Consider the following 23,099-nt stretch of genomic DNA (forward strand, 5'->3'; position numbering starts at 1 on the left):
TCTGAACCCGATCTGTCATGCCTCAGGGCAGTTACGGTGCGGCCGTTCCGCGCGTGTCGCTCACCTCCAGCCAATAGCCATCGGGATCCTGGACGTAGATCTGCCGGACGCCGTCGAAGCGCGTCTGCATCGTGCGCTGCTCCCCCGCCAGGTTGGTCCAGGGCAATCCCTGACTGTCGAGCCACGCCGTGACCGTCCCGAGATCGTCGACGTGCATCGCCAGATGCTCATTGCGGTTCGACGGCTTCGGCGCGGCCCGCCCGTCGAGGATGTGAAGCGCCACGCCGTTGCCGAGATCGAGCCAGCGACGGTTCGCGAGCGGGGTAGGAATGAGGCGCAGTCCGAAGGCTGCCTGGTAAAAGGCCGCGCTGCGATCGATGTCGGCGGCCTGGATGGCGACATGCTCGATCCGCACCGCCGTTGCGGCCGCGGCCTGCCCGGCCGCGCTCGGGTCCTCGCTATTCTGCCCGGTCGCAGCCTGCAATGCGAGCGCGATCGGCAGGAGGAAAGGGTAGGGAGCCATGGCAGATATTCCTCCTCAGACCGCTCGCGTCATGTACCGGTTGAATTCGGTTACTTCGTATGTCCCGAACGGTCCGCACGCTTCGAACCCGTGCCGCGCATAAAGCGCCTGCGCCGCCGCGAAGGGCTCGCCCGAGCCGGTCTCGAGGCTGAGGCGCTCGAGGCCGAGGGCCTTGGCGCGTGCGACGATCGCCTCGAGGAGCGCGCTGGCGACGCCGCGGCGCAGGGCGGTGTCGGCGGTGCGCATCGACTTGATCTCGCCGTGCCCGGGGGCGATCAGCTTCATCGCGCCGCAGCCAAGCAGCGCGTCGCCGTCCCACGCCGTCCAGAAGGTGACGCCCGGCGCGGCGAGCGCGGTCAGGTCGAGGAAGTGGCAGCTGCCGCACGGCGAGTGCTGCAGCATCCGATCGAAATGCTGCAGCAGCAGCGCGGTGGTGGCGGGGTGGTCGAGACCGCCCTCGCGCACCTCCGTCATATGCCGCCGATCCGGTCGGCGAGCGTGTCGAGCATCGCGTGCGCGAGCTGCTTCGAGCGGTCGGGCGACCAGCCATGTACCGGATCGGGCGAGGGGTCGTGGTCCTTGAACGGCATCTCCAGTGTCATCGCCACCGCGCCGAAGCGCTCGGCGAGCTGATTGGTCGACATCGACAGATTGGCGCGGCCGGGTCCGGCCTTGGGATAGCCCTTGTCGGTCTGGAACAACGGCGTGCGCGCGGCGAGCGCGTCGGCATAGCCGTAGAACTGCGCGCCAAGCGCGTCGGTCCAGGACGGGATGCCTTCGAACCCCGCAACGAAATTGGCGGGAATCGCCTCGTCGCCATGGACGTCGATCGCAAAGGCGACGCCGGTCTCGTCCATCGCGCTCAGTACCGCCAGCACCTCGGGGCTGCGCTCTCGCGTCGGTGCGTGCCATTCGCGATTGAGGTTCACGCCGGCGGCGTTGGTGCGCAGGTGGCCGCGCGCCGATCCGTCGGGGTTCATGTTGGGCACCAGGTGCAGCGTCGCCGCCTCGCGCAGGGTGCGCGCAGCAGGATCGGACGTGTCGGTGAGCTTTTCGAGCGCACCTTCCATATACCATTCGGTCATCGCTTCGCCGGGATGCTGGCGCGCATAGATCCACACCTGCTTCGGGCCGGTGCCGAGCGTCAGGCAGTCGATCGGCTGGCCATCCAGGGAGCGGCCGAGCTCGCGATGCGCGACCCCCGGTGCCAGCGCCATGCGCGCGATCAGGCCATTGTGGCGCTCGGTCGTATAGGGCGCGAAATAGGCGAACCAGGCAAGGTCGCTGTCGAAGCTGTGGCTGAAGCTCAGCACGCCGTCGGCATAGTCGGTGTCGGCCATCGCCCAGGTCTCGCGGTCGCGGCTGACGCGGGTGCGATAGCCCGGCCAGCCGAACGCATAGGCCGCGCCGCCGGCGTTGAGGATGCGAAAGACGAGCGTGCGGCCCCTGGCTCCCGCGACGCGGAAATAGAACCATTGGTAGAAGTCGGAGCCGCCATCCTTGCGGATGTTGAGGTCGATGCGGTCGCCGTCGATGCGGACAAGGTCGATATTGCCGCCATCGAAGGCGCACGAGATGCTGGGGGTCATTTGACCGTTGTAGTGATCCCCGACTCTCCGGGAAACCCCTGGAACAGCGCGTTTGCGAGGCGATCGGCGGTGGGGCCGGGCTGATTGGCATCGATACCGACGCCCTGCGTCTGCGCGCGCCCTTCCCACACAGTGGTGGCATCGCTGCGGCGGCGGATCTGCACGGCGAGTTCAGAGACGATGACTTCCTGGCGCCCGCCGCCGCCCAGCCCGAAGCCGACGCCGCCGCCGACCCCCAGCCCGCCGCCGCCGAAGCGCCCGCCGCCGGTACCGCCGCCGATGCCGATCGACACGGGCGAGCGGCGCTGCACCTCGCCAACGCCGGCGCGGGTGAACGACACCGCGGCGATATAGTCCGAGGTGGTGTTCGGCGCGGCAGGGGTGAAGCCCAATGGCAGCATCGCGCGGCCGACCGCATCGGCATAGCTTTGATATTCGGGGCTGACCGTCATCGCCCCCGAAGACGCCTCGACCACGAAGCTGCCGCGCGATAGCGGCGTGCCGAGGTGATAGCGGGTGACGTCGACCGGCCCCTGCCGCGCGCCGGTGGTGCACGCGCCGGTCAGGCCCGCGCAGATGAGGATGCCGAACGCCGTCAACCGCTTCATAAGCCTACTCCCGTCGCGGATGAAAAACGCTTCATCGCTCGGGAAGTTGCTAGGGCCATTCGACCGCAAAGGCCAGCGCGCGGTTGACTTGGGCGTCGCGCGACGATAGGCGAGCGCCTCTTTTTCCGCAGCATTTGATACGAGAAGCGAATCGGTCATGAAGATCGTCAACAGCCTCAAGTCGCTCAAGGACCGGCATCGCGACAATCGCGTGATCCGCCGCCGTGGGCGCATCTACGTCATCAACAAGACCAACCGCCGGTTCAAGGCACGCCAGGGCTGAAGGAAGTGGCAGGGCCGACCGCTGTCGTCTTCGACATCGGCAATGTCCTGTTCCACTGGCATCCGCGGTTCTTGTACGAGCGCCTGATCGGGGACGATCGGGCGCTTGCTGCATTCCTGCGCGACGTGGTTACGACCCAGTGGCATTTCCAGCATGACGCGGGGCGCGCGTTCGCCGAGACCTCGGCCGAACTGACGTCGCGGTTCCCCGAGCATGCCGAGCTGATCGCCGCATGGGGGCCGCGCTTCAACGAAAGCAATGGCGGCGCGGTCGTGGGCATGCACGAGATCGTCGATGAGCTCGGTGCGGCGGGCGTGCCGCTGTTCGCGATCACCAATTTTTCCGGCGAGTTCTTTCCGCCGTTCCGCGCGGAACATGCTGGGTTGTTCGAACGGTTCCGCGACATCGTGGTGTCGGGCGACGAGCGCTTGGTGAAGCCGGACCCCGCTATCTACCGCCTCGCGCTCGCCCGCTTCGGGCTGGAGCCGGGCGAGGCGGTGTTCGTCGATGATAATGCGGCGAACGTCGCTGCGGCGGCGGCACTGGGGATCGATGCGGTGCTGTTCAGCGATGCGGCAGAGTTCAGGGCGCATCTGGTGGGGGCAGGGTTGCTCCAGTAAGAGGCGGAACTTCGCTAAGCGTGCAGGGCCGGAACTGGGTGGTTAGCTGCCGTTCCGCTTGCTGCGCCAAGAGCGGACCTTGGCGATCAGCAAATTGATTATAAAGGCTAGTCCGATAGCGACCATTACGACAATGCCGATCATGATCCAAAGCGGGGTATAGTCGCCGACGCAGGGCGGCTCCCGTCCATCGCACCCGCCTCCGCCCCATCATGCCAGCGCCAAGCACGATCAGCATCACCGGCGTCATCAGCACAACGGCAGCCAGACACCCCCAGTTGGTCGGACGCTTTTGATAGCTTATCCAGCGATCGTGCTCCGCGATCCTAGCGTCCGCAAGTAAAGCGTTAGCCGTTCTTTTCACGTTCCAAGGCAGCTAGCAGTTCGGCGAGCTGCCGCCTGCGGAATGGCGCGTAGGCTGGGTCCTTAGCGCGAATGTCGTCATCGTCTGCCCAATAACTTAGGCCATGCCACGCTTTACGCTCAGCACCTCGCAGCACCGCCGGATCGGCGATAGCGGCGTCTAGCTCATCGTTCGTCACGTCGCCGCCACTTATGACGTGTTGAAGGCGGGTCATCAGAAAGGCCCTAGCGTCTGTCATGTCGGCAGACTGGCTCAACACTGCGTGGCCGGCAATGTCCAACTTCGGGAACGCCGATTCGCGGACCGAACGGCAAAAAGTGGGGCGGAAGCCGACCTCACCACAGACAACCTCACGACGTAGCAACCGCGCGCAACTCGCAGCCGGGGGGGGGTGAGGCGAGCAAGGGTCTCAGATCACCTCCATCTCCGCCATGTAATGGTGCCACGCGAACACCGCGACCGCGCCGCGGTGGGGGCGCCAGTCCTCGGCGAGCGCGCGGGTTTCGCGTTCGCTGGGGCGGCCCTCGCGGCCAAGGATGCGGTGGATCTCGATCTGCACCGCAAGGTCGCCGGCCGGCCAGATGTCAGTGCGGCCTTCGGCGAACAGCAGATAGATTTCCGCCGACCAGCGGCCGATGCCCTTGATGCCGGTCAGCGCCTTGATCGCTTCCTCGTCATCGACCGGCAGCCTCTCGAAATCGAGACGACCGCTGGCGACTTCCTCGGCAAGGCTGCGGACATAGGCGACCTTTTGCCGCGAAAGCCCGGCCGAGCGCAGTTCCTCGTCGGACTTCGCCAGCAAGGTGGAGGGATCAAGCGTGTCGCCGCCGAGCACCGCTTCGAACTTGTTCCAGATCGACGCCGCCGCCTTTACGCTGACCTGCTGCCCGATGATCGTGCGCAGCAGCGTGGCATAGCCGCGCTCGCGGATACGCTCGGGGGGATAGCCGACGCGGGCGAGCGCCGCGGCAAAGGCGGGTTCGCGCGCGGCGAGCGTATCGAGCGCGGTCTTGAGCTGGTCGGCGGTCAGGCCCATCGGGAATCCTTGATATGCGGCGGTGCCGTCGGCGCTTGATATGATCCGCTGCGGGCGGCATTGGCGGTGCGAACCCGCCGTCAGGAGAATGCAATGCCCAAACTTATCGTCGTTACCCGCAGCGGGGAAGAGCGCGAGGTCGAAGGCGAAACCGGGCTGTCGGTGATGGAAGTGATCCGCGACAACGGCTTCGACGAATTGCTCGCGCTGTGCGGCGGCTGCTGTTCGTGCGCGACTTGCCACGTCCATGTCGATCCGGAATTTGCGGCCAAACTGCCGGCGATGAGCGAGGATGAGGACGATCTGCTCGACAGCTCGTCCGATCGCGACGCGCGCTCGCGGCTGGCGTGCCAGCTGCAATTCACCGATGCGCTCGACGGAATGCGGGTGACGATCGCGGCGGAGGATTAAAGGGGGGTAAGGCGGACCGGTCTGCGCTGATCGTGCTCCGGCGAAGGCCGGAGCTGTGGCCATCGAAGTCCTATGCTCGCCAAAGCTCCGGCCTTCGCCGGAGCACGGCTAAGGGGGAAGGAGCGTAGCACCGCCGCTATTCCGTCCAATCCTACCCCACCGCCACCGCGTACAGCGCGATCGCCGCGGCGTTCGATACGTTGAGGCTCTCGACCTTCGGACTGATCGGAAGCCTCGCCAGCACGTCGCAATGTTGTTGCGTGTTGTGGCGCATGCCTTCGCCTTCGGCACCGAGCACCAGCGCCACCTTGTTCGCGCCCAGCGCCGATTGCAGCGTCGTCTCGGTCGCGCCGGTCAAGCCGATGCGCCAGTAATCGGCATCGCCGATCTCGCCCAGCGCGCGCGACAGGTTGACCACGCGCACCCACGGCACCAGTTCGAGCGCGCCCGATGCCGAGCGCGCCAGCGCACCGCTTTCGGGCGGGGCGTGCCGATCCTGCGTGACGATGCACAGCGCGTCGAAGGCGGCAGCAGAGCGCAGCACCGCGCCGACATTGTGCGGATCGGTGACCTGATCGAGCACCAGGATAGGCCGCGCGCTATCGCGGGCGGCATCGAGCACGTCGCCCAGGAACACGTCGTCAAGCGGCTCGACCTCGATCACCAAGCCCTGATGCGGCGCGTCGCGCGGCACCATTTTCCCGAGATCGGCGACATCGGCATAGGTGATCGGGATCACCGGCGGCAGGTCGAGCGCACCGACCGCCTCGCGCGTGCCCCACAGCTTGCGCACCACCCGATCGGGATTGGCGAGCGCGGCGAGCACGGCATGCCGTCCCCAGAAGCGCGGCCGCTGCGCGTTGTTCTTGGTCGGATGATGTCCCTTGCGTGCCATGCTGCCGCGCTCAATCCTCGGCGGGCGGCGTGGCGAAGGGATCGGTAGCGACCGGCTGGCGCGGCAGCGGCGTGCGCGGCAGCTTGTCGTCGGCATTCGCCGCCTGCCACAGCATCCCGGCCAGGATGATCGCGCCCTGGCGCATGTCGGCGCCGCGCAGATGATCGAAGGTATCGGCGCTCGAGTGATGCGTGAGCGTGCTGTATTCGAGCGGATCCTGGATGAACTGAAAGGCGGGCAGGCCGATCGCCGACATGAACTGGTGATCGGTGCCGCCGGTCTTGGAGATGACGACATCGGTCGCGCCCATCGCCGCAAACGGGCTCAGCCATTGCTGCAGGATCGGCATCGCCGCGACATTCTGTTCGGCATAGATGCCGCGTAGCTTGCCGCCGCCATTGTCGATGTTGAAGTAGGCAGCGAGGTCGTCATAGCCCGGCTTGCGCGTGATCGGAAAGCGCGTCGCCTGGTTGTAGTAATGCTGATTGCTGTTCTCCGGCCCGTTGGGCGCGGGCCGCGTGGCGAGATGCCGCTCGATATAGGCCGTGCTGCCATACAGCGCCTGTTCCTCACCGTTCCACAGCGCGAAGCGGATCGTGCGCTTGGGTCGGACACCCAGCGATTTGAGGATCCGCGCCGCTTCCATCACCATCGCCGAGCCGGCGGCATTGTCGGTGGCGCCGTCGCCCGCGACCCAGCTGTCGTAATGCGCGCCCGCCATGACATATTCGCCGTTGCCGCCCGATCCGGGGATGTCGGCGAGGATGTTGTACGCCTGTGCGTCGCTGTCGTCGAAGCGCACGTCGCTCAGGATTTCCAGCGTCGGCGTCTGTCCGGCCGCGACCAGCCGGGTCAGGCGGCGATAATCCTCCGCCGCGATCTCCACACCCGGCAGCGGCGACGTCTTGCCGACCTGGTGCATATAGCCTTCACCGTGGAGCAGCTTGCCGTCGCGATAGGATTTGGTGACATAGGCAAGCGCGCCTTCGTCCGCGAGAAACGCGGCCAGCGCTTCGTCGAACACCAGCGAATCGGCGCTTCGGGCAAGCCGCTGCGGGTCGTAGGTCGGTTCGCGATAGGCTTCGAGCTTGGCGATATCCTCGCCGGTCAGCCGCTTGAAGGTCGGATCGGTCAACTCGCGCGTAGTGCCGGGTTCGGAGACGAGCACGATCTTCCCGCGCAGCTTCCCGCGCCACTTGGCGAAATGCTCGGCCTTTTCCATCGGCGCGACGACGATCGGCGCGGTCAGCGCGCCCTGGGTGGCGGGTGTCCAGGCGATCGGGATCGCGGTCAGCTGCAACGGGCGGGGGCCGACCATCCGCACGCTCGATCGTTCGATCGACCAGCCCCGGCCGAAATCGAAGCCTTCCTTGTGGACGTTCGACAGACCCATTTCGGCGAATTTGTCCTGCGCCCATTGTTCGGCGACGCGCATCTGCGGCGAATTGGTCAGGCGCGGGCCGATCACGTCTGTCATGTGCTGGACCAGCGGCATCACCTGCGACTGGGTAGTGCCTTCATCGATGATCCGCGCGACCATCGCGCGATCGACCTGCTGCGCAGGCGCGGGCACGGCGAAACACAGCGCCACCGGCGCGATAGTGAGCAGCAGACGGCGCATGAGATCCCCCTTTATGATATGTCGCGCGAGACGCTATGCCGCGCGCAAAGCACGCGCAAGCCGTTGACAGCGCAAAGGCGAGGCGGCAAGGGACCGCCTCGCTTTTTCGAAGCGGCCCTGATGGACAGGTGGCCGAGTGGTTAAAGGCAGCAGACTGTAAATCTGCCCGGGTTTCCCGTACGCTGGTTCGAATCCAGCCCTGTCCACCAACACCTAAACCCGCTCGGACACTGGATAAATGGCCTTGCACCCGGCGCGGGGCAATTAGCCGTCGTTCGCGACTTGGTGTAATTCTGGTGTAACTGTGTCAGAAATTGCGGTGTCGAGGGCGGCAACGGCGTCGTCGATGTGGACGCCGTGGATGTGCGAATAATGTTCGACCGTCGCCGTTGTCTTGTGACCGCTAATCTTCTTGATGGTCAGCAGATCGACGCCAGCCTTTACCAGTCGCTTGATGGCGGTGTGCCGCATGACGTGCGGCGTGCAATGCTTCGGGTCCATTCCGGCAGCTTTCACGCATCGGGCGAAGGTGTCCCGCATATCGCGCCGATGTTCGCTGGCGCTGTCCGATCGCAGGGCCGGGAAAATCCACCCGGCTTTGTCGGTTCGCATTTCCCGTTCGGCCTTGATCGCGTCACGTAACGAGGCGGTCATGGGCTGGTCGCGCTCGCCAGCCTTCGCGCTGTCGATCCAAATGCGGCTACTGGCAAAGTCGATCTCGTCGAAGCTGCGGCACATGATCTCGCTGTGTCGCATCGCCGCATTCAGCCCGAACATGACAAATAGCCATGCGTGCGGGTCTTGGTCGGCCTTCGCTGCCTCGATCAGCCGGTTGCACTGCTGGGCGGTCAGCACGCGGATTTGTTTGCGCGCTTCCTTCTCCTTCGGAATGTCCGGCACCGCGTCGGGCTTGATCCACGCCCATCCCTTCGATGAAGCCCGGCGCATTAGGTGCGAGAACGTCGCCAACTCGCGGTTGATGGTGGCAGGCTTAGCGCCTTGATCGCCGCGGCGCATGCGGTACTGACGCAGCCGAAAATCGGTGATGTTGTCCAGGCGCTCGTCGCCAAGGAACGGGACAAGGTAGGTGCGCAGGTGACGGCGCTTGTTTGCCATGTCCTTGCCATCCGTTTCCTCCATGCGCTCGATGTAGCTCTCTGCCGCCTCGGCGAAACTGCGGTGCAACTTGCGTCCGCTGGGCAGGTTAAGGCGCTTCTCGCGGGCATAAGCTCGTATCCGACGTGATGCGGGAAGCGCGGGCAGAGGTGCGGCGCGGGTTGTTTGGGCAGGCATTGGGAAGGTCGAACGGCCCCGATCCCTTCGGCGAGTTTCGACCGGTTCGGGGTCGCAAGCGGCAACAGCCTAGCCGTGATCCGTGGTCTGAGTTCCAGGAGGTTCGTTAGACCAAAGGCGCGTCAGTCGATGGTGGCGTATGAAGCCGGGCGTCAACCCACGTTGAAAACAAACATAGCACTGGCTTAGCTGATAGGGCTCAGGCATGCATTCGAAGGAACGTACTGATAAGGCAGGGTGCTTTTTATGGACAGTTTGGTGAACTTGCGTAGAACACTGGCTATCGGTGTGCTGCTCGGTTGTGCGGCATGTAGCGGAGGGCAGCCAAGCAGCACCGGATCCGAGCCTCGGCCGCCTATACCCGTTCCGACCCCGACCCCGACCCCGACCCCAACCCCGACCCCGACGCCGGAACCAGTCCTGGATCCGACACAGCTAGCGACCACTACGCTTCTTCCCTTTCCGATCGACCTTGCTAGACCGTACCAGACAGCTTCGGGGGAGACTGTTGATGATATTATCGAACCCGAGTTCGATTATCCGTACATCGATTTGGCCACAGCGACGTCGCCCTATTATATCAACGGCCTCAGCGGATTGGTTACCCTTGAATTCGATGGTTATTGGAGTGCGCCTGGCGGCAGCGCCACTCATGGGCTAGCATTGTGGTTTGATCCATCGCGTCCCAGTGCGGTTATTGAAGAATTTGGGAATAGTGATCGATTGGCTTTCCCCTCGGGCGATCTCGTCCGAAACACCCCAACAGAGATTTTGTTCGCGCGATATGCAAATATCGATAACTTTGTCATCGAAGATGCTTTGCAAATCTTAAAGAATGGGCCTGGAAGTAATCTTCCGCAATTTCGATATACGACCGCAGGTTTTCTTGGTCGAGGGCACGGGATTGTCCTTGCCGCAACTACTAACAGGCCATTTTCACAAGATCGTCGCTATTGGTTTGGGATAGGGTCAAGAACTAAAGAACCAGATTTGCCGACAGCAGGATCAGTTCAATTCTCTCAATTATTTCAACGCAGTAGTGGATACTTTAGGCCAGGGAATGTGTCAACTTACGACCTTGCAGGGATGCAAAGTTTTGAAGTAAAGGCTAGTGCCGCGGCATCTGTGGACTTCACCGAGAAAGTTGTGCATTTGGCGCTGAACATTCAGAATGGTGAAACCTTTAGGTTGCCCTTGTCAGTTGAAATTGACGACACCACTCTTCGTCGAGAGCCGGGCTTCGGTGCGACATACGCTGCCACTATCGAGCAAAACGGATTGTTCATATCGCTGAAGTTTTGTATCAATGGCCCTGATGCAAATGAAGCAGTCTTAACTTATGCGGTACGTGATGATTTGAGCGGTGGTAACGACGCAATTGCTTACGGGATAGTTTTAATGAAAGCCGGCATGTCTTAACGTCCCGCTCTGCGGCGCCCGGCTTACATCGGCCGCAGCGAAGCAGTGCTTGAACGCGCAGCCTTTTGCGGCACGATGCCGCGCCCGTGATTTTTGAGAAGCGGGCTATGTGGTTCAAAGCCGCGATTGACGATGCGATTCAGCGAATGGGCGGTGACGCAAAGCCGGACTGGCGTACAAAGAGCCTCTTATATGCTGACCGCAACGCAGAGGGAGCGCTTCCCCCTCGGCGCGAGCGGAAACCTGAGGAGCCGAAGCAATGAGCGCTAAGTTTGAAACGTGGAAACTTGGCGCTGGCTTGGCGCTCGCGATCATGCTGGCGGTCCTAGCCGGGATAATAGCTGTTGGCTTGCCCTTCCTGCTGCTCGGGCTGCTCTTGGAGGCAATGGGCTTCGGGCAGTTCGGGGCGGCGCTGGACACGCTTTCCATAGCGGGGATGGTCGCTGCTGTTCCGTATTTCATCGGGCGCATTGTCTCTCGCTTCCTTGGCGATCTGAAAGCGGCGGACGCATCCGGTATCTGAGCATGGTGTAATTCGTGTGTAATGGCGCAGGGTATTGCACGGCAGTTTCGGGAATGTTCCAAACGCGAACGCGGCGCGAACAGGCCCGCGATTGCAGCGAGTCGGGAACGCACCGGAATTGTCCGGAATTGCAGGCGCATTGACTGTAAATCTGCCCGGGTTTCCCGTACGCTGGTTCGAATCCAGCCCTGTCCACCAACACTGGCATAGGCCTCGCTCAGCGGATCGCGCGCCAGCCAGTTTCGCCTTCGATTGCTCCATAGTCGACGGTGCCGACATAGCGCGTTCCGTTCGCGACGAAGGTCAGCTTCGCGCCGCGCAGCGTGACATCGGAAAGCGCCGCACCGCCGAGCGTGCCCGACACCTGCTGATACCGCTGGGTCAGGACCAGCGGACGCTCCTCGCCACCGGGCAGCGTCGCTCGCCACTCACCGCCGACCACCGCGGGCACGATCCACAGATAGATACGGCGCTCGTCGTCGCGCTCGAACCGGTCGGGGCGCCAGTCGCCCATGTCGAAGGCGTGGCTGACGATGCGCGCGCCGGGCTGCATCTCGGCGAGCAGGCGAGGGCGCAGTTTCAGGTTCATCTCGGGCAGCAGATAGAGCGAGACGATGTCGGCATCGCGGACATTGGCGGTGAACAAGTCTTCGCCGCGAAATCTCGTGCGCGCCTCCACCCCCGCCTCGCGCGCCTTGTAGCGGGCGCGCGTCACCAGCGCGGGATTGCGCTCGATGCCGGTCGCGCGCGCACCGCGCCGGGCGGCAGCGATGGCGATGCGCCCGTCGCCCGAGCCCAGGTCGAGCCACCGCTCGCCTGGCTGGACGCCAGCGATGTCGAGCATCGCTTCCACTGTCGACGGCGGGGTCGGGACATAGGGCGCGTCGCGATCGTCCTGCGCATGGGCAGGCACGGCGAGAATGAGGGCGGTGAGCAGCAGACGAAGCATGGCGCGAACCCCTATCAGATGCAGACTGACGTTGCGATTGACTGCTCGCTACGGGCCGCTAAGGGCCGAAAATCTCATCGCTGCGAGGCTGCCGCATGTACGTCAAACGCAACCTGTCGCCCCGGTTCGTCGCACGCTACGTCTGGCCGGACCTGCTTTGGACCAGCCTCTACAATCTGTGCATCTTCGCGCTGTTCTTCATCGTGCAGATCAAATGGTTCGACATGCCGTTCGAACTGGTCAGCACCGTCGGCATCGCCGTCGCATTTCTGATCGGGTTCAAGAACAATCAGGCCTATGACCGGTTCTGGGAAGGCCGCAAGATCTGGGGCGCGATCGTCAATTCGTCGCGAATGTGGGCGGCGCAGGTGATCTCGCTGGTACGCGTCCGCGAAGCGAGCGCGGGCGTCGATACGGCGGCGGTCGAGGCGATGCACCGCGAGCTGATCTATCGCCAGATCGCCTGGATCAACGCGCTGCGCGTCCAGCTGCGCACGCAGAAGCAATGGGCGGTGAAGGAGAATTTCCTGGTCGAGCGGTTCATCGATCGCCACCGCGACCGCACCAGCGTCGCCGAGACGATCGCGCCGTTCGTGAGCGCCGCCGAACTCGACGACCTGAGCCGCCGCCAGAATGTCGCCACGCATCTGGTCAAGAACCAGGCGCGCCAGCTGGAAGCGCTGCGCCACGAACACAAGCTGATCGACGGGTTCGACATGCTGCTGCTGATGAAGACGGTCAACGACGCCTATGACCTGCAGGGCATGTGCGAGCGGATCAAGAACACGCCGCTGCCGCGGCAATTCGCGTATTTCTCCAAGGTCTTCACGATCCTGTTCTGCCTGCTCATCCCGCTCGGCCTGATCGACATGTTCGAGGAAGAGTTCATGCGCGGCGCGGAATATGCGAACCTGTTCGGCACGATGTACAAGCCGCCATCGTCCTATTTGCTCATTTTTATCGTGCCGCTATCGGTACTGATCTCGTCGGTGTTCCTGACCTGGGAACAGATCGGCGACAACTCCGAAGAGCCGTTCGAGGCGCGCCCGTTCGACGTGTCGATGACCGCGCTGTGCCGGACGATCGAGATCGACCTGCGCGACATGCTCGACGAGGCCAACCTGCCGCCAGCGACCGCCGCGAGAGACCATATCCTGAACTGACCTGTCGGCGCGAGGGAGGATAAAGCGGAAAACGGGGTTCGGACGAAGCGTGTCGTCGCTCCGAAGCCCGCTTTCAGCTTATTTACGAAGTTCGTTCGGCGCATCGGCTCAAGGCACAGTGACTTCCGGCCAGTGACGAACGAGGGTTTGTCGCACCTAACACCTAACGGTCGCCACGCCAGCAGCAAAGCACGCCGCGCATCCGGCGCGCGCTTTTACCTGTTTAGTCTCAACATAGTTGTGTCCCCAGCACGGCCGAGTCGATCCGAGGGCAACAAAAAAATTAGCATTTGGGGTCGCTGGATATGCCCCTAGCCGAATCTCGCCGGACGGTGTCGGGCGATCCTCAGTCTGTAAATGCAATGTGACCAGCCGCTTACTGGACGCTGCTGGACGTATCCAGAGCCAGTATTGGTGCCCAGAAGAGGACTCGAACCTCCACGGCCTTGCGACCGCCAGCACCTGAAGCTGGTGCGTCTACCAATTCCGCCATCTGGGCACGGGGTAGGGGGCGGGCTCTAGGCGGCGGGGCGGGGGGGTGTCAACATGGTTTGCGGGCGCGATCGACGGTGGTGGCTTGGCGCTTGCCGTTTGCTGCCCAAGCGGGCAATTGCCGCAGCGATGCTCCGCAGTAACTGAAGGCCGCAGATGAAGGACAAATTGGTAACGCTGGTCGGCGGGGGCGGCTTTCTGGGTCGCTATATCACGCAGGAACTGCTGGCGGCGGGCGCGCGCGTGCGCATCGCGCAGCGCGATCCGCGCCGGGCGTTCTTCCTCAAGCCGCTCGGTGGGCTTGGCCAGACTCAATTCATTGCCGCCGACCTGGGCAAGCCGGAAACGCTGGCACGCGCCGTCGCGGGCGCCGATGCCGTGGTCAACCTGGTCGGCATCCTGGCTGGCGATTTCGACAAGGTGCAGCGGGTCGGGGCCGGCAATGTCGCGGCGGCCGCCGCAGCCGAGGGCGTCGGCGCGCTGGTGCAGATGTCGGCGATCGGCGCCGATGCGGCGTCGCGGTCGGGCTATGCACGATCCAAGGCGGGGGGCGAGGCTGCAGTGCTCGCGGCGTTTCCGCGCGCGACGATCCTGCGCCCGTCGATCGTGTTCGGCCGCGAGGATCAGTTCGTCAATCGCTTCGCGGCGATGATCGCGTCGGCGCCGGTGGTCCCGGTGCTGCGCGCGCCGGCGCGATTCCAGCCAGTCTATGTCGTCGATGTCGCCAGGGCGGTGGTCGCCGCGCTTGCCGACCCGGGCAGCTTCGGCGGCCATGTCTATGAACTGGGCGGTCCCGATGTCATGTCGATGGGCGCCCTCGTGCGCTGGATCGCGAAGACGATCGACCGGTCCCCGGCGATCGTCGACCTGCCCGATACGGCCGGCAAGCTGATCGCGTCGCTGGGCTTTCTCCCCGGGGCGCCGATCACCGCCGACCAGTGGGCGATGCTGCAGAGCGACAATGTCGTGGCGGACGACGCCCGCACCATCGCCGCGTTCGGCATCGATCCGACGCCGATCGGCAGCGTCGCACCGGGATGGCTGGTGCAGTATCGCAAGAACGGCCGGTTCGGCAGGCGCGACGCCACCTGATGGGCGAACTGATCACGGTCCTGCTGCTCGGCATCCTCGAAGGGCTGACCGAGTTCCTGCCGGTGTCGTCGACCGGCCACCTGATCCTTGCCGGGGAGTTGCTCGGCTTTACCGACCAGAGCTCGGTCACTTTCAAGATCGCGATCCAGCTCGGCGCGATCCTGGCGGTCATCGTCGCCTATTGGGGGCGATTCTGGCGGGTCGCGACCGGATTGGTCGCGCGGGACGCCGGAGCATGGGCCTTCGCGCGCAACATCCTGATCGCATTCCTTCCGGCGATGGTGATCGGCGTGCTCGTCTATGACGCGGTGCGCGCGGCGATGCAGACCCCGATGATCGTTGCGGTCGCCCTGGTCTTGGGGGGAATTGCGATCCTCGCGATCGAGCGCATGGTACGGCGGGTGCGGATCGAGAGCGTCGAGGCGATGCCGCCGCGAACCGCAGGCGCGATCGGACTGGTCCAGTGTCTCGCAATGCTTCCGGGAGTAAGCCGTTCGGGAGCGACGATCATGGGCGCGCTGCTGATGGGCGTCGAACGGCGGACGGCGGCGGAGTTCAGCTTCTTTCTGGCGGTGCCGACGATGACCGCGGCAACGGTCTATGCGCTGTGGAGTGATCGCGCCCTGCTCAGCCTCGACGACCTGATGGCGATCGCGATCGGCTTCACCGCCGCGTTTCTGGTGGCGCTGATCGTGGTCAAGGCGTTCGTCGCGATCGTCGGACGCTTCGGGTTCGCGCCGTTCGCCTGGTATCGCATCGTCGTGGGCAGTGCTGCAATCATCTGGCTACTTGCCGGATAGGTCCGAAGCGAGACCATCATATCAGTTCTCCGGTGGGAGATCGGCACAATCAGCCTTCGCCGTCGCGGATAGGTCAGTACGACTTACTTTAACGCGTTTTCGTGCGTGACTCGTCCCCTGATTTGATCTATTCGGCCAGCAATCTGGCTGAGGGGTGAAGCGATGTCCGCGCCAATGTTGAAATTCGTCGGGCTGGGCCAGTCATACCCGTCCAAGCGGGCCGCCGACGCGCGCGCCGACGACTTTCGCGAAATCGCGGATCGCTATGCCGCCGACCAAGCCGAGGATCAGTCGGCGCGCTGTTCGCAATGTGGCGTGCCCTATTGCTCGGTGCATTGCCCGCTCCACAATCATATCCCCGATTGGCTGCGCCTGACCGCCGAGGGAAGGCTGCGCGAGGCGTACGAACTGTCCAACGCGACCTCGACCATGCCCGAGATCTGCGGGCGCATCTGTCCGCAGGACCGGCTGTGCGAAGGCAATTGCGTGATCGAATTCTCCGGCCATGGTGCCGTCACGATCGGCGCGGTCGAGAAGTTCATCACCGACACTGCATGGGAGGAAGGCTGGGTCGAGCCGCTCGTTCCGGGCGCGCCGCGTGGCCAGTCGGTCGGAGTGATCGGCGCGGGGCCGGCAGGATTGAGCGCGGCGGAATATCTGCGCGGGATGGGCTACGACGTCCATGTCTACGATCGCCACGACCGTGCGGGCGGGCTGCTGACCTATGGCATTCCCGGCTTCAAGCTCGAAAAGCCGGTGGTGATGCGTCGTATCGAACGGTTGCGGGCAGGCGGCATCGCCTTTCACCAGGGGTACGAGGTCGGCCGCGACGCGAGCATGGACGACCTGCGCCAGCGCCACGACGCGCTGCTGATCGCGACGGGAGTCTACAAGGCACGCGCCATCAAGGCGCCGGGTATCGGCAGCGTCGGCGTGGTCGAGGCGCTTGACTATCTCACCGCATCGAACCGCAAGGGGTTCGGTGATGCCGTACCAGAATTCGACGACGGCAGCCTGAACGCGACCGGCAAGCATGTCGTCGTGATCGGCGGCGGCGACACCGCGATGGACTGCGTACGTACCGCGATCCGCCAGGATGCCGCGTCGGTGAAGTGCCTGTATCGCCGTGACCGTGCCAACATGCCGGGATCGCAGCGCGAAGTCGCCAATGCCGAGGAGGAGGGCGTCGAATTTGTCTGGCTGTCCGCTCCGGCCGGGTTCGACGCGGCGAGCGAAGGGCGGGTGTCGTCGGTCAAAGGCACGCGGATGCGGCTCGGCGCTCCCGACGCCAGCGGCAGGCGGGCACCCGAACCCGATCCCGACAGCGATTTCACCGTCCGTGCCGACATGGTGATCAAGGCATTGGGCTTCGACGCCGAGGATCTGCCGGCGCTGTTCGGCGCCCCCGAACTGGGCGTGACACGCTGGGGCACGGTGCGCGTCGACAACAAGTCGATGATGACCAGCCTCGACGGCGTGTTCGCGGCCGGCGACATCGTGCGCGGGGCCAGCCTGGTGGTATGGGCGATCCGCGACGGCCGCGACGTCAGCGAGCGCATGCATGCATGGTTGAAGGCGAAGGCAGTGAGCGAGAGGAAGGCAGCATGATCGCTATCGTCTTCGCGCTATTGTTCGGCGCATCGCCGGTGCAGCAGTCGGTGTCCGATCCGCAACGGCTTGAGAAAGCGCGCGAGGTGGTAGAATTGTCGCTGCCCGTCGATCAGCGAGAAGCGCTGTTTTCCAGCGTCGTAACGGCATTTATCGGGAACATGGTGGCCGGTATCGCCGATGCGGAACCCGAGTTTCGGGAGGTTCTGGACACCGAACCCGAGGTGCGCGAGGCGTTCAACGCTTTTCTAGAGCGGCAGCGCGATCTGGCGCTGGACGATATCCGTGCGACGACGCCCGAATATATTCAGGCTTTCTCTAGCGCATATGCCCGCGCCTTTTCGCTGAAGGAACTAACCGACATCGCCGCGTTCCTGCGCACCCCCAGCGGTGCTCGGTTCGCCGTCGCATCTGCCGGTCTGCTCGCTGACCCCGATGTGGGTGCTTGGCAGCGTCAAGTGACGGAAATGGGGCAGCGCCGCCAAGCCGAAGAGGTTGGGCAGCTGATGAAAGAGCTCGCTCCGATCTTTGAGAGGCACAAGGATACCGACAGTGACTCTTGAGCTCGAACGCGCCCGCCTCGCTCGCGATGGCATGTATCGCCCCGAGTTCGAAGGCGATGCCTGCGGCGTGGGGCTGGTCGCCGCGACCGATGGCAAGGCGTCGCGCCGGGTGGTGCAGGCGGCGATCGATGCGCTGCGTGCGGTCTGGCATCGCGGTGCGGTCGATGCCGATGGCAAGACCGGCGACGGCGCTGGGCTGCACGTCGATCTGCCGGTCAAGTTCTTCGACGATGCGGTGGTCGCGTCGGGGCACCGGGCGATGCCGAACCGGCTGGCGGTCGGAATGGTGTTCCTGCCGCGCACCGATCTTGGGGCGCAGGAAACGTGCCGCACCATCGTCGAGAGCGAAGTGATCGACGCGGGCTACACCATCTATGGCTGGCGGCAGGTCCCGGTCGACGTGTCGGTGATCGGCCGCAAGGCGCAAGAAACGCGGCCCGAGATCGAGCAGATCATGATCGCCGGGCCGCTGCCCGGCGACGTCGATGCAGCAGAGTTCGAAAAGAACCTGTATCTGGTGCGCCGCCGCATAGAGAAGCGCGTAATCGCTGCGCAGATCCAGGGTTTCTACATCTGCTCGCTCAGCTGCCGCTCGATCATCTACAAGGGGCTGTTCCTTGCCGAGAGCCTGTCGGACTTCTATCCCGACCTGACCGACGAACGCTTCGAGAGCCGCGTCGCGATCTTTCATCAGCGCTATTCGACCAACACCTTTCCGCAATGGTGGCTGGCACAGCCGTTCCGCTGCCTCGCGCATAATGGCGAGATCAACACGATCCGCGGCAACAAGAACTGGATGCTGAGCCACGAGATCAAGATGGCGAGCCTGGCGTTCGGCGAGCAGTCGGAGGACATCAAGCCAGTGATCCCGGCGGGCGCTTCCGACACTGCGGCGCTCGACGCGGTGTTCGAAGCGATCTGCCGATCGGGCCGCGATGCGCCGACGGCCAAGCTGATGCTGGTACCCGAAGCATGGCAGGGGCGCCCGGACCTGCCGACCGATCACAAGGCGATGTACGAGTATCTCGCCAGCGTGATGGAGCCGTGGGACGGCCCCGCCGCGCTTGCCATGACCGACGGCCGCTGGGCGGTGGCGGGGATGGACCGTAATGCGCTGCGCCCGTTGCGCTATACCCATACCGGCGACGGACTGCTGATCGTCGGGTCGGAAACCGGCATGGTGGTGGTCCCCGAAGCGAGCGTGATCGCCAAGGGGCGGTTGGGACCGGGCGAGATGATCGCGGTCGACCTCGACGAAGGCCGGGTGATGCTTGACCGGGCGGTCAAGGACAGGATTGCGGGCGAGGCCGATTATGCCGCAATGATCGGCGAGTTTCTGACGCTCGGCGACTTGCCCGACGCGGGCGACGACGCGCGGCCGCACTATGACCGCGCCGAGCTTGCGCGCCGCCAGGTCGCGGCGGGCCAGACCATCGAGGATATGGAGCTGATCCTGGGCCCGATGATCGAGACGGCCAAGGAAGCGATCGGGTCGATGGGCGACGACACCCCGCTGGCGGTGGTGTCGGACAAGCCGCGCCTCATCAGCCAATTCTTCCGCCAGAATTTCAGCCAGGTCACCAACCCGCCGATCGATCCCCTGCGCGAACGCCATGTCATGTCGCTCAAGACGCGCTTCGGCAATTTCGCCAACATCCTCGACACCGGCGGCACGCCCAGCCCGGTACTGGTGCTCGATTCACCGGTGCTGACCTGCGCGGACTGGGCGCGGCTCAAGGCCTATTTCGGGCGCACTGCGGCGGAGATCGACTGCACCTTTGATCCGGAAAGCGGGCAGGAGGGGCTGCGCGCGGCGATCCAGCGAATCCGCGTCGCCGCCGAGCAGGCGGTGCGCGAGGGCCGTACCGAGCTGTTCCTGACCGACGAGGCGACCGGGCCGGGCCGCATGGGCATCGCCGGGGTGCTGGCGGCGGCGGCGGTCCATACGCACCTCGTGCGGCGCGGGCTGCGCTCCTACGCCAGCGTCAACGTCCGTACCGCCGAATGCCTCGACACGCATTATTACGCGGTCCTGATCGGCGTTGGTGCGACGACGGTGAACGCGTATCTTGCCGAAGCGGCGATCGCCGACCGCCAGGCGCGGGGCCTGTTCGGCGACCTGTCGCTCGAGGACTGCCTCAAGCGGCATCGCACCGCGATCGACGAGGGGCTGCTCAAGATCCTGTCGAAGATGGGAATCGCGGTGATCTCCTCGTATCGCGGCGGGTACAATTTCGAAGCGGTCGGGCTTTCGCGTGCGCTCGTCCATGAATTCTTTCCCGGCATGCCCGCCAAGATCTCGGGCGAAGGCTATGCCTCGCTTTACCTGAACGCCAAGATGCGGCACGAGGCGGCATTCGCCAGTTTTGAAAATGGGCGCGCGGTCGTGACGTTGCCGATCGGCGGCTTCTATCGCCAGCGGCATTCGGGCGAGACGCACGCCTATTCGGCGCAACTGATGCACCTGCTGCAAAGCGCGGTCGGCAGCGACAGCTATTCGACCTATCTGCAATTCTCGCGCGGAGTGCGCGATCTGCCGCCGGTGTATCTGCGCGACCTGCTCGAATTCAATTTTCCTCGCGAGGGCGTGGCGATCGACCAGGTCGAGGCGATCACCGAAATCCGCAAGCGCTTCGTGACGCCCGGCATGTCGCTTGGCGCGCTGTCGCCCGAGGCGCACGAGACGCTGGCGATCGCGATGAACCGCATCGGCGCGCGCGCGGTTTCGGGCGAAGGGGGAGAGGACGTCGCGCGCTACAAACCCTATGCCAATGGCGACAACGCCAATTCCGGGGTCAAGCAGATCGCAAGCGGCCGCTTCGGCGTCACCGCAGAATATCTCAATGCCTGCGACGAGATCGAGATCAAGGTCGCACAGGGTGCCAAGCCCGGCGAGGGCGGACAGCTGCCCGGTTTCAAGGTCACCGAGTTCATCGCCAAGCTGCGCCACGCGACGCCGGGCGTGACGCTGATCAGCCCGCCGCCGCACCACGACATCTATTCGATCGAGGATCTCGCGCAGCTCATCTACGACCTCAAGCAGATCAACCCGCGCGCGCGGGTCTGCGTCAAATTGGTGTCGTCGGCCGGCATCGGCACGGTCGCGGCAGGCGTGGCAAAGGCGCATGCCGACGTGATCCTGATCGCCGGGCACACCGGCGGAACCGGCGCGTCCCCGCAGACGTCGATCAAATATGCCGGCACGCCGTGGGAAATGGGGCTGAGCGAGGTCAACCAGACGTTGACGCTCAACGGCCTGCGCGGACGCGTCACGCTGCGCACCGATGGCGGGCTCAAGACCGGGCGCGACATCGTCATCGCCGCGATCCTGGGCGCGGAAGAGTTCGGCATCGGCACGCTGTCGCTGGTGGCGATGGGCTGCATCATGGTGCGCCAGTGCCATTCGAACACCTGCCCGGTCGGGGTGTGCACGCAGGACGAAAAGCTGCGCGACAAATTCACCGGGTCGCCCGAAAAGGTCATCAACCTGATGACCTTTATCGCCGAGGAAGTGCGCGAGATCCTAGCGCGGCTGGGAGTCAAGTCGCTCGACGAGGTGATCGGCCGCACCGAATTACTGCGCCAGGTCAGCCGCGGCGCCGAGCATCTCGATGATCTGGACTTGAACCCGATCCTCGCCAAGGTCGATGCCGACGAGGATCAGCGACGGTTTTCGCTCGCCACCTTCCGCAACGAAGTGCCCGACAGCCTCGACGCGCAGATGATCCGCGATGCCGCCGCGGTGTTCTCGCGCGGCGAGAAGATGCAGCTGACCTACTCGGTGCGTAACACCCACCGCGCGGTCGGCACGCGGCTGTCGAGCGAGATCACGCGCACCTTCGGCATGTCGAAGCTCGCCGACGGCCATGTCCATGTCCGACTGCGCGGCAGCGCGGGACAGTCGCTCGGTGCGTTTCTGTGCAAGGGCATCACGCTGGAAGTGTTCGGCGACGCCAACGATTATGTCGGCAAGGGACTTTCCGGCGGCATCATCGCGGTGCGGCCGATGGTGTCGTCGCCGCTGGCATCGAACGAGAACACCATCATCGGCAACACCGTCCTATACGGCGCGACCTCGGGCCGCCTGTTCGCGGCGGGGCAGGCTGGCGAGCGCTTCGCCGTCCGTAATTCGGGCGCACAGGTCGTGGTCGAGGGCTGCGGCGCTAATGGCTGCGAATATATGACCGGCGGCGTCGCCGTCGTGCTGGGGCAAGTGGGTACCAACTTCGGTGCGGGCATGACCGGCGGCATGGCGTTCGTCTACGACGCAGCCGGCAGTTTTGCGGAGCGGGCCAATCCCGACAGCATCCTGTGGCAGCGCATTGCGTCCGACCATTGGGAAGGCGTGGTGCGCGACCTGATCGCCGCCCATGCCGACGCGACCGACAGCAAATGGGCGACCGGCCTGCTCGAGGACTGGGACCGCATCCGCGGCCATTTCTGGCAGGTGGTGCCCAAGGAGATGATCGACCGGCTCGAAGTCCCGATCGACCATCGCACGGCGCCGGAGATGGTCGCGGCGGAGTAGCTTCCCTGTGCTTGCCTCGCCCGCTAAGACCGGGACCATGTGGCAACTCCTGCAATTTCCGCTATGTCCGTTCTCGCGCAAGGTCCGCGTCCTGCTTGCCGAAAAGGGCGTCGGGTACGAACCGGTGCGCGAGCATCCGTGGGAGCGGCGCGACGAGTTCCTCGACATGAACCCGACCGGGCAGGTGCCGGTGATGGTCGATACCGCGCGCAAGATCGTGCTGCTCGATTCGATGGCGATCTGCGAGTATCTCGAGGAAACCGTCGACAAGGCGGCGATGCTCAACGGCACCGCCGCCGATCGCGCGGAAATCCGGCGGCTGGTGACGTGGTTCGACGTTCATTTCTATCGCGACATCACCGCATTGCTGCTCCACGAGCGGATGGAAAAGCGCATCGTCCACCGCGCCGCGCCCGATGCCAAGCTGCTGCGCGAGGCGATGAAGGCCGCGGTCGCGCATCTCGATTATATCGACTACCTGCTCGATCACCGTACCTGGCTGGCCGGTTCGACGATGAGCCTCGCCGATCTGGCGGCCGCCTCGCAGATTTCGATCGCCGACTATCTCGGCGGCATCGACTGGAAGAGCCATGAACAGGCCAAGCGCTGGTATGTCGGGATGAAGAGCCGCCCGAGCTTCCGCCCGTTGCTGGCCGAGCGCATGCCCGGGATCAATCCGCCGACCGACTACGAAACCCTCGACATCTGACGCGCGGAGG

Annotated in this window: 22 protein-coding genes and 2 tRNA genes; 13 read left to right on the forward strand and 11 right to left on the reverse strand. The window is 64.5% G+C overall.

All coding sequences use genetic code 11. The features are described 5' to 3' along the window. Positions 1-31: 31 nt before the first annotated feature. From FHY50_RS13840 to FHY50_RS13855, 4 genes are read right to left on the reverse strand one after another with little or no spacing between them, the layout of a single operon-like run. Positions 32-523 carry a VOC family protein gene (locus FHY50_RS13840; RefSeq protein ID WP_140231523.1) on the reverse strand — a complete coding sequence of 164 codons (492 nt, stop codon included), beginning with the start codon at positions 521-523 and terminating at the stop codon, positions 32-34. Positions 524-538: 15 nt separating this feature from the next. Beyond that, on the reverse strand, positions 539-997 hold the full coding sequence (locus FHY50_RS13845; RefSeq protein WP_140231524.1) for a GNAT family N-acetyltransferase: 459 nt from the start codon (positions 995-997) through the stop codon (positions 539-541). Then, on the reverse strand, positions 994-2,112 hold the full coding sequence (locus FHY50_RS13850) for a M14 family metallopeptidase (protein ID WP_140231525.1): 1,119 nt from the start codon (positions 2,110-2,112) through the stop codon (positions 994-996). Before FHY50_RS13850 ends, FHY50_RS13845 begins: the two co-directional genes overlap by 4 nt. After that, positions 2,109-2,720, reverse strand: a complete 612-nt coding sequence (locus tag FHY50_RS13855) for a DUF4136 domain-containing protein (RefSeq protein ID WP_140231526.1) — start codon at positions 2,718-2,720, stop codon at positions 2,109-2,111. Before FHY50_RS13855 ends, FHY50_RS13850 begins: the two co-directional genes overlap by 4 nt. A 157-nt stretch (positions 2,721-2,877) precedes the next feature. Here FHY50_RS13855 and ykgO point away from each other — a divergent pair, with 157 nt between their 5' ends. Continuing rightward, a complete protein-coding gene (gene ykgO / locus FHY50_RS13860; protein WP_055755695.1) occupies positions 2,878-3,003 on the forward strand; it encodes a type B 50S ribosomal protein L36 in 126 nt (41 codons plus the stop codon). A 5-nt stretch (positions 3,004-3,008) separates the two neighbouring features. Further along, entirely contained in the window at positions 3,009-3,623 is a 615-nt protein-coding gene (locus tag FHY50_RS13865) for an HAD-IA family hydrolase (RefSeq protein ID WP_140231527.1), read from the forward strand. Between the two features lie 347 nt (positions 3,624-3,970). Here the strand turns inward: FHY50_RS13865 and FHY50_RS13870 are convergent, their stop codons facing one another. Both FHY50_RS13870 and FHY50_RS13875 read right to left on the reverse strand, forming a co-directional pair. After that, entirely contained in the window at positions 3,971-4,201 is a 231-nt protein-coding gene (locus FHY50_RS13870; protein ID WP_140231528.1) for a hypothetical protein, read from the reverse strand. A 195-nt stretch (positions 4,202-4,396) separates the two neighbouring features. Then, a complete protein-coding gene (locus FHY50_RS13875) occupies positions 4,397-5,023 on the reverse strand; it encodes a DNA-3-methyladenine glycosylase family protein (protein ID WP_140231529.1) in 627 nt (208 codons plus the stop codon). A gap of 93 nt (positions 5,024-5,116) precedes the next feature. Here FHY50_RS13875 and FHY50_RS13880 point away from each other — a divergent pair, with 93 nt between their 5' ends. After that, positions 5,117-5,434, forward strand: coding sequence for a 2Fe-2S iron-sulfur cluster-binding protein (locus tag FHY50_RS13880; protein WP_140231530.1), 318 nt, complete (start codon positions 5,117-5,119; stop codon positions 5,432-5,434). A 151-nt stretch (positions 5,435-5,585) separates the two neighbouring features. Here FHY50_RS13880 and FHY50_RS13885 read toward each other — a convergent pair whose 3' ends face one another. Beyond that, positions 5,586-6,329 (reverse strand): TrmH family RNA methyltransferase, encoded by a 744-nt coding sequence (locus FHY50_RS13885; RefSeq protein WP_140231531.1) that lies wholly within the window; start codon positions 6,327-6,329, stop codon positions 5,586-5,588. Between the two features lie 10 nt (positions 6,330-6,339). Then, positions 6,340-7,950 carry a M20/M25/M40 family metallo-hydrolase gene (locus FHY50_RS13890; RefSeq protein WP_140231532.1) on the reverse strand — a complete coding sequence of 537 codons (1,611 nt, stop codon included), beginning with the start codon at positions 7,948-7,950 and terminating at the stop codon, positions 6,340-6,342. Between the two features lie 122 nt (positions 7,951-8,072). On the opposite strand from FHY50_RS13890, the gene FHY50_RS13895 reads away from it, so the two are divergent. Continuing rightward, a tRNA-Tyr gene (locus FHY50_RS13895) sits at positions 8,073-8,159 on the forward strand. A gap of 55 nt (positions 8,160-8,214) precedes the next feature. Here the strand turns inward: FHY50_RS13895 and FHY50_RS13900 are convergent. After that, complete coding sequence (locus tag FHY50_RS13900; RefSeq protein WP_243846653.1) at positions 8,215-9,135, reverse strand: tyrosine-type recombinase/integrase; 921 nt, start codon at positions 9,133-9,135, stop codon at positions 8,215-8,217. 705 nt (positions 9,136-9,840) lie between these two features. Between FHY50_RS13900 and FHY50_RS14270 the strand changes: the two genes are divergently transcribed. Then, positions 9,841-10,662, forward strand: coding sequence for a hypothetical protein (locus tag FHY50_RS14270; protein WP_166745457.1), 822 nt, complete (start codon positions 9,841-9,843; stop codon positions 10,660-10,662). Between the two features lie 298 nt (positions 10,663-10,960). Next, complete coding sequence (locus tag FHY50_RS13910; RefSeq protein ID WP_140231534.1) at positions 10,961-11,185, forward strand: hypothetical protein; 225 nt, start codon at positions 10,961-10,963, stop codon at positions 11,183-11,185. A gap of 217 nt (positions 11,186-11,402) precedes the next feature. Here FHY50_RS13910 and FHY50_RS13915 read toward each other — a convergent pair whose 3' ends face one another. After that, positions 11,403-12,134, reverse strand: coding sequence for a class I SAM-dependent methyltransferase (locus tag FHY50_RS13915; RefSeq protein ID WP_140231535.1), 732 nt, complete (start codon positions 12,132-12,134; stop codon positions 11,403-11,405). A 95-nt stretch (positions 12,135-12,229) separates the two neighbouring features. On the opposite strand from FHY50_RS13915, the gene FHY50_RS13920 reads away from it, so the two are divergent. Next, a complete protein-coding gene (locus tag FHY50_RS13920; protein ID WP_140231536.1) occupies positions 12,230-13,297 on the forward strand; it encodes a bestrophin family protein in 1,068 nt (355 codons plus the stop codon). 412 nt (positions 13,298-13,709) lie between these two features. Here the strand turns inward: FHY50_RS13920 and FHY50_RS13925 are convergent. Further along, positions 13,710-13,796, reverse strand: a tRNA-Leu gene (locus tag FHY50_RS13925). A 149-nt stretch (positions 13,797-13,945) separates the two neighbouring features. Between FHY50_RS13925 and FHY50_RS13930 the strand changes: the two genes are divergently transcribed. The 6 genes from FHY50_RS13930 (at position 13,946) to FHY50_RS13955 (ending at position 23,089) form a co-directional block, all read left to right on the forward strand. Next, positions 13,946-14,881, forward strand: a complete 936-nt coding sequence (locus FHY50_RS13930; protein WP_140231537.1) for a complex I NDUFA9 subunit family protein — start codon at positions 13,946-13,948, stop codon at positions 14,879-14,881. Then, positions 14,881-15,681: an undecaprenyl-diphosphate phosphatase gene (locus FHY50_RS13935; protein WP_140231538.1), complete on the forward strand. Its 801-nt coding sequence runs from the start codon at positions 14,881-14,883 to the stop codon at positions 15,679-15,681. The genes FHY50_RS13930 and FHY50_RS13935 overlap by 1 nt, the downstream gene beginning before the upstream one ends. Positions 15,682-15,843: 162 nt before the next feature. Then, positions 15,844-17,289 carry an NAD(P)-dependent oxidoreductase gene (locus tag FHY50_RS13940; protein WP_140231539.1) on the forward strand — a complete coding sequence of 482 codons (1,446 nt, stop codon included), beginning with the start codon at positions 15,844-15,846 and terminating at the stop codon, positions 17,287-17,289. Beyond that, complete coding sequence (locus tag FHY50_RS13945; protein WP_140231540.1) at positions 17,286-17,852, forward strand: DUF2059 domain-containing protein; 567 nt, start codon at positions 17,286-17,288, stop codon at positions 17,850-17,852. Before FHY50_RS13940 ends, FHY50_RS13945 begins: the two co-directional genes overlap by 4 nt. Positions 17,853-17,883: 31 nt before the next feature. Then, the gene (gene gltB, locus FHY50_RS13950) at positions 17,884-22,380 is read left to right on the forward strand and encodes a glutamate synthase large subunit (RefSeq protein WP_140231574.1); all 4,497 of its coding nucleotides are present in this window, start codon (positions 17,884-17,886) and stop codon (positions 22,378-22,380) included. 37 nt (positions 22,381-22,417) lie between these two features. Continuing rightward, a complete protein-coding gene (locus tag FHY50_RS13955; protein WP_140231541.1) occupies positions 22,418-23,089 on the forward strand; it encodes a glutathione S-transferase family protein in 672 nt (223 codons plus the stop codon). The last annotated feature ends 10 nt before the right edge of the window (positions 23,090-23,099 follow it).

Origin of the sequence: Sphingomonas japonica, from assembly GCF_006346325.1 — a bacterium.
In the GTDB taxonomy this organism is placed as follows: domain Bacteria; phylum Pseudomonadota; class Alphaproteobacteria; order Sphingomonadales; family Sphingomonadaceae; genus Sphingomonas; species Sphingomonas japonica.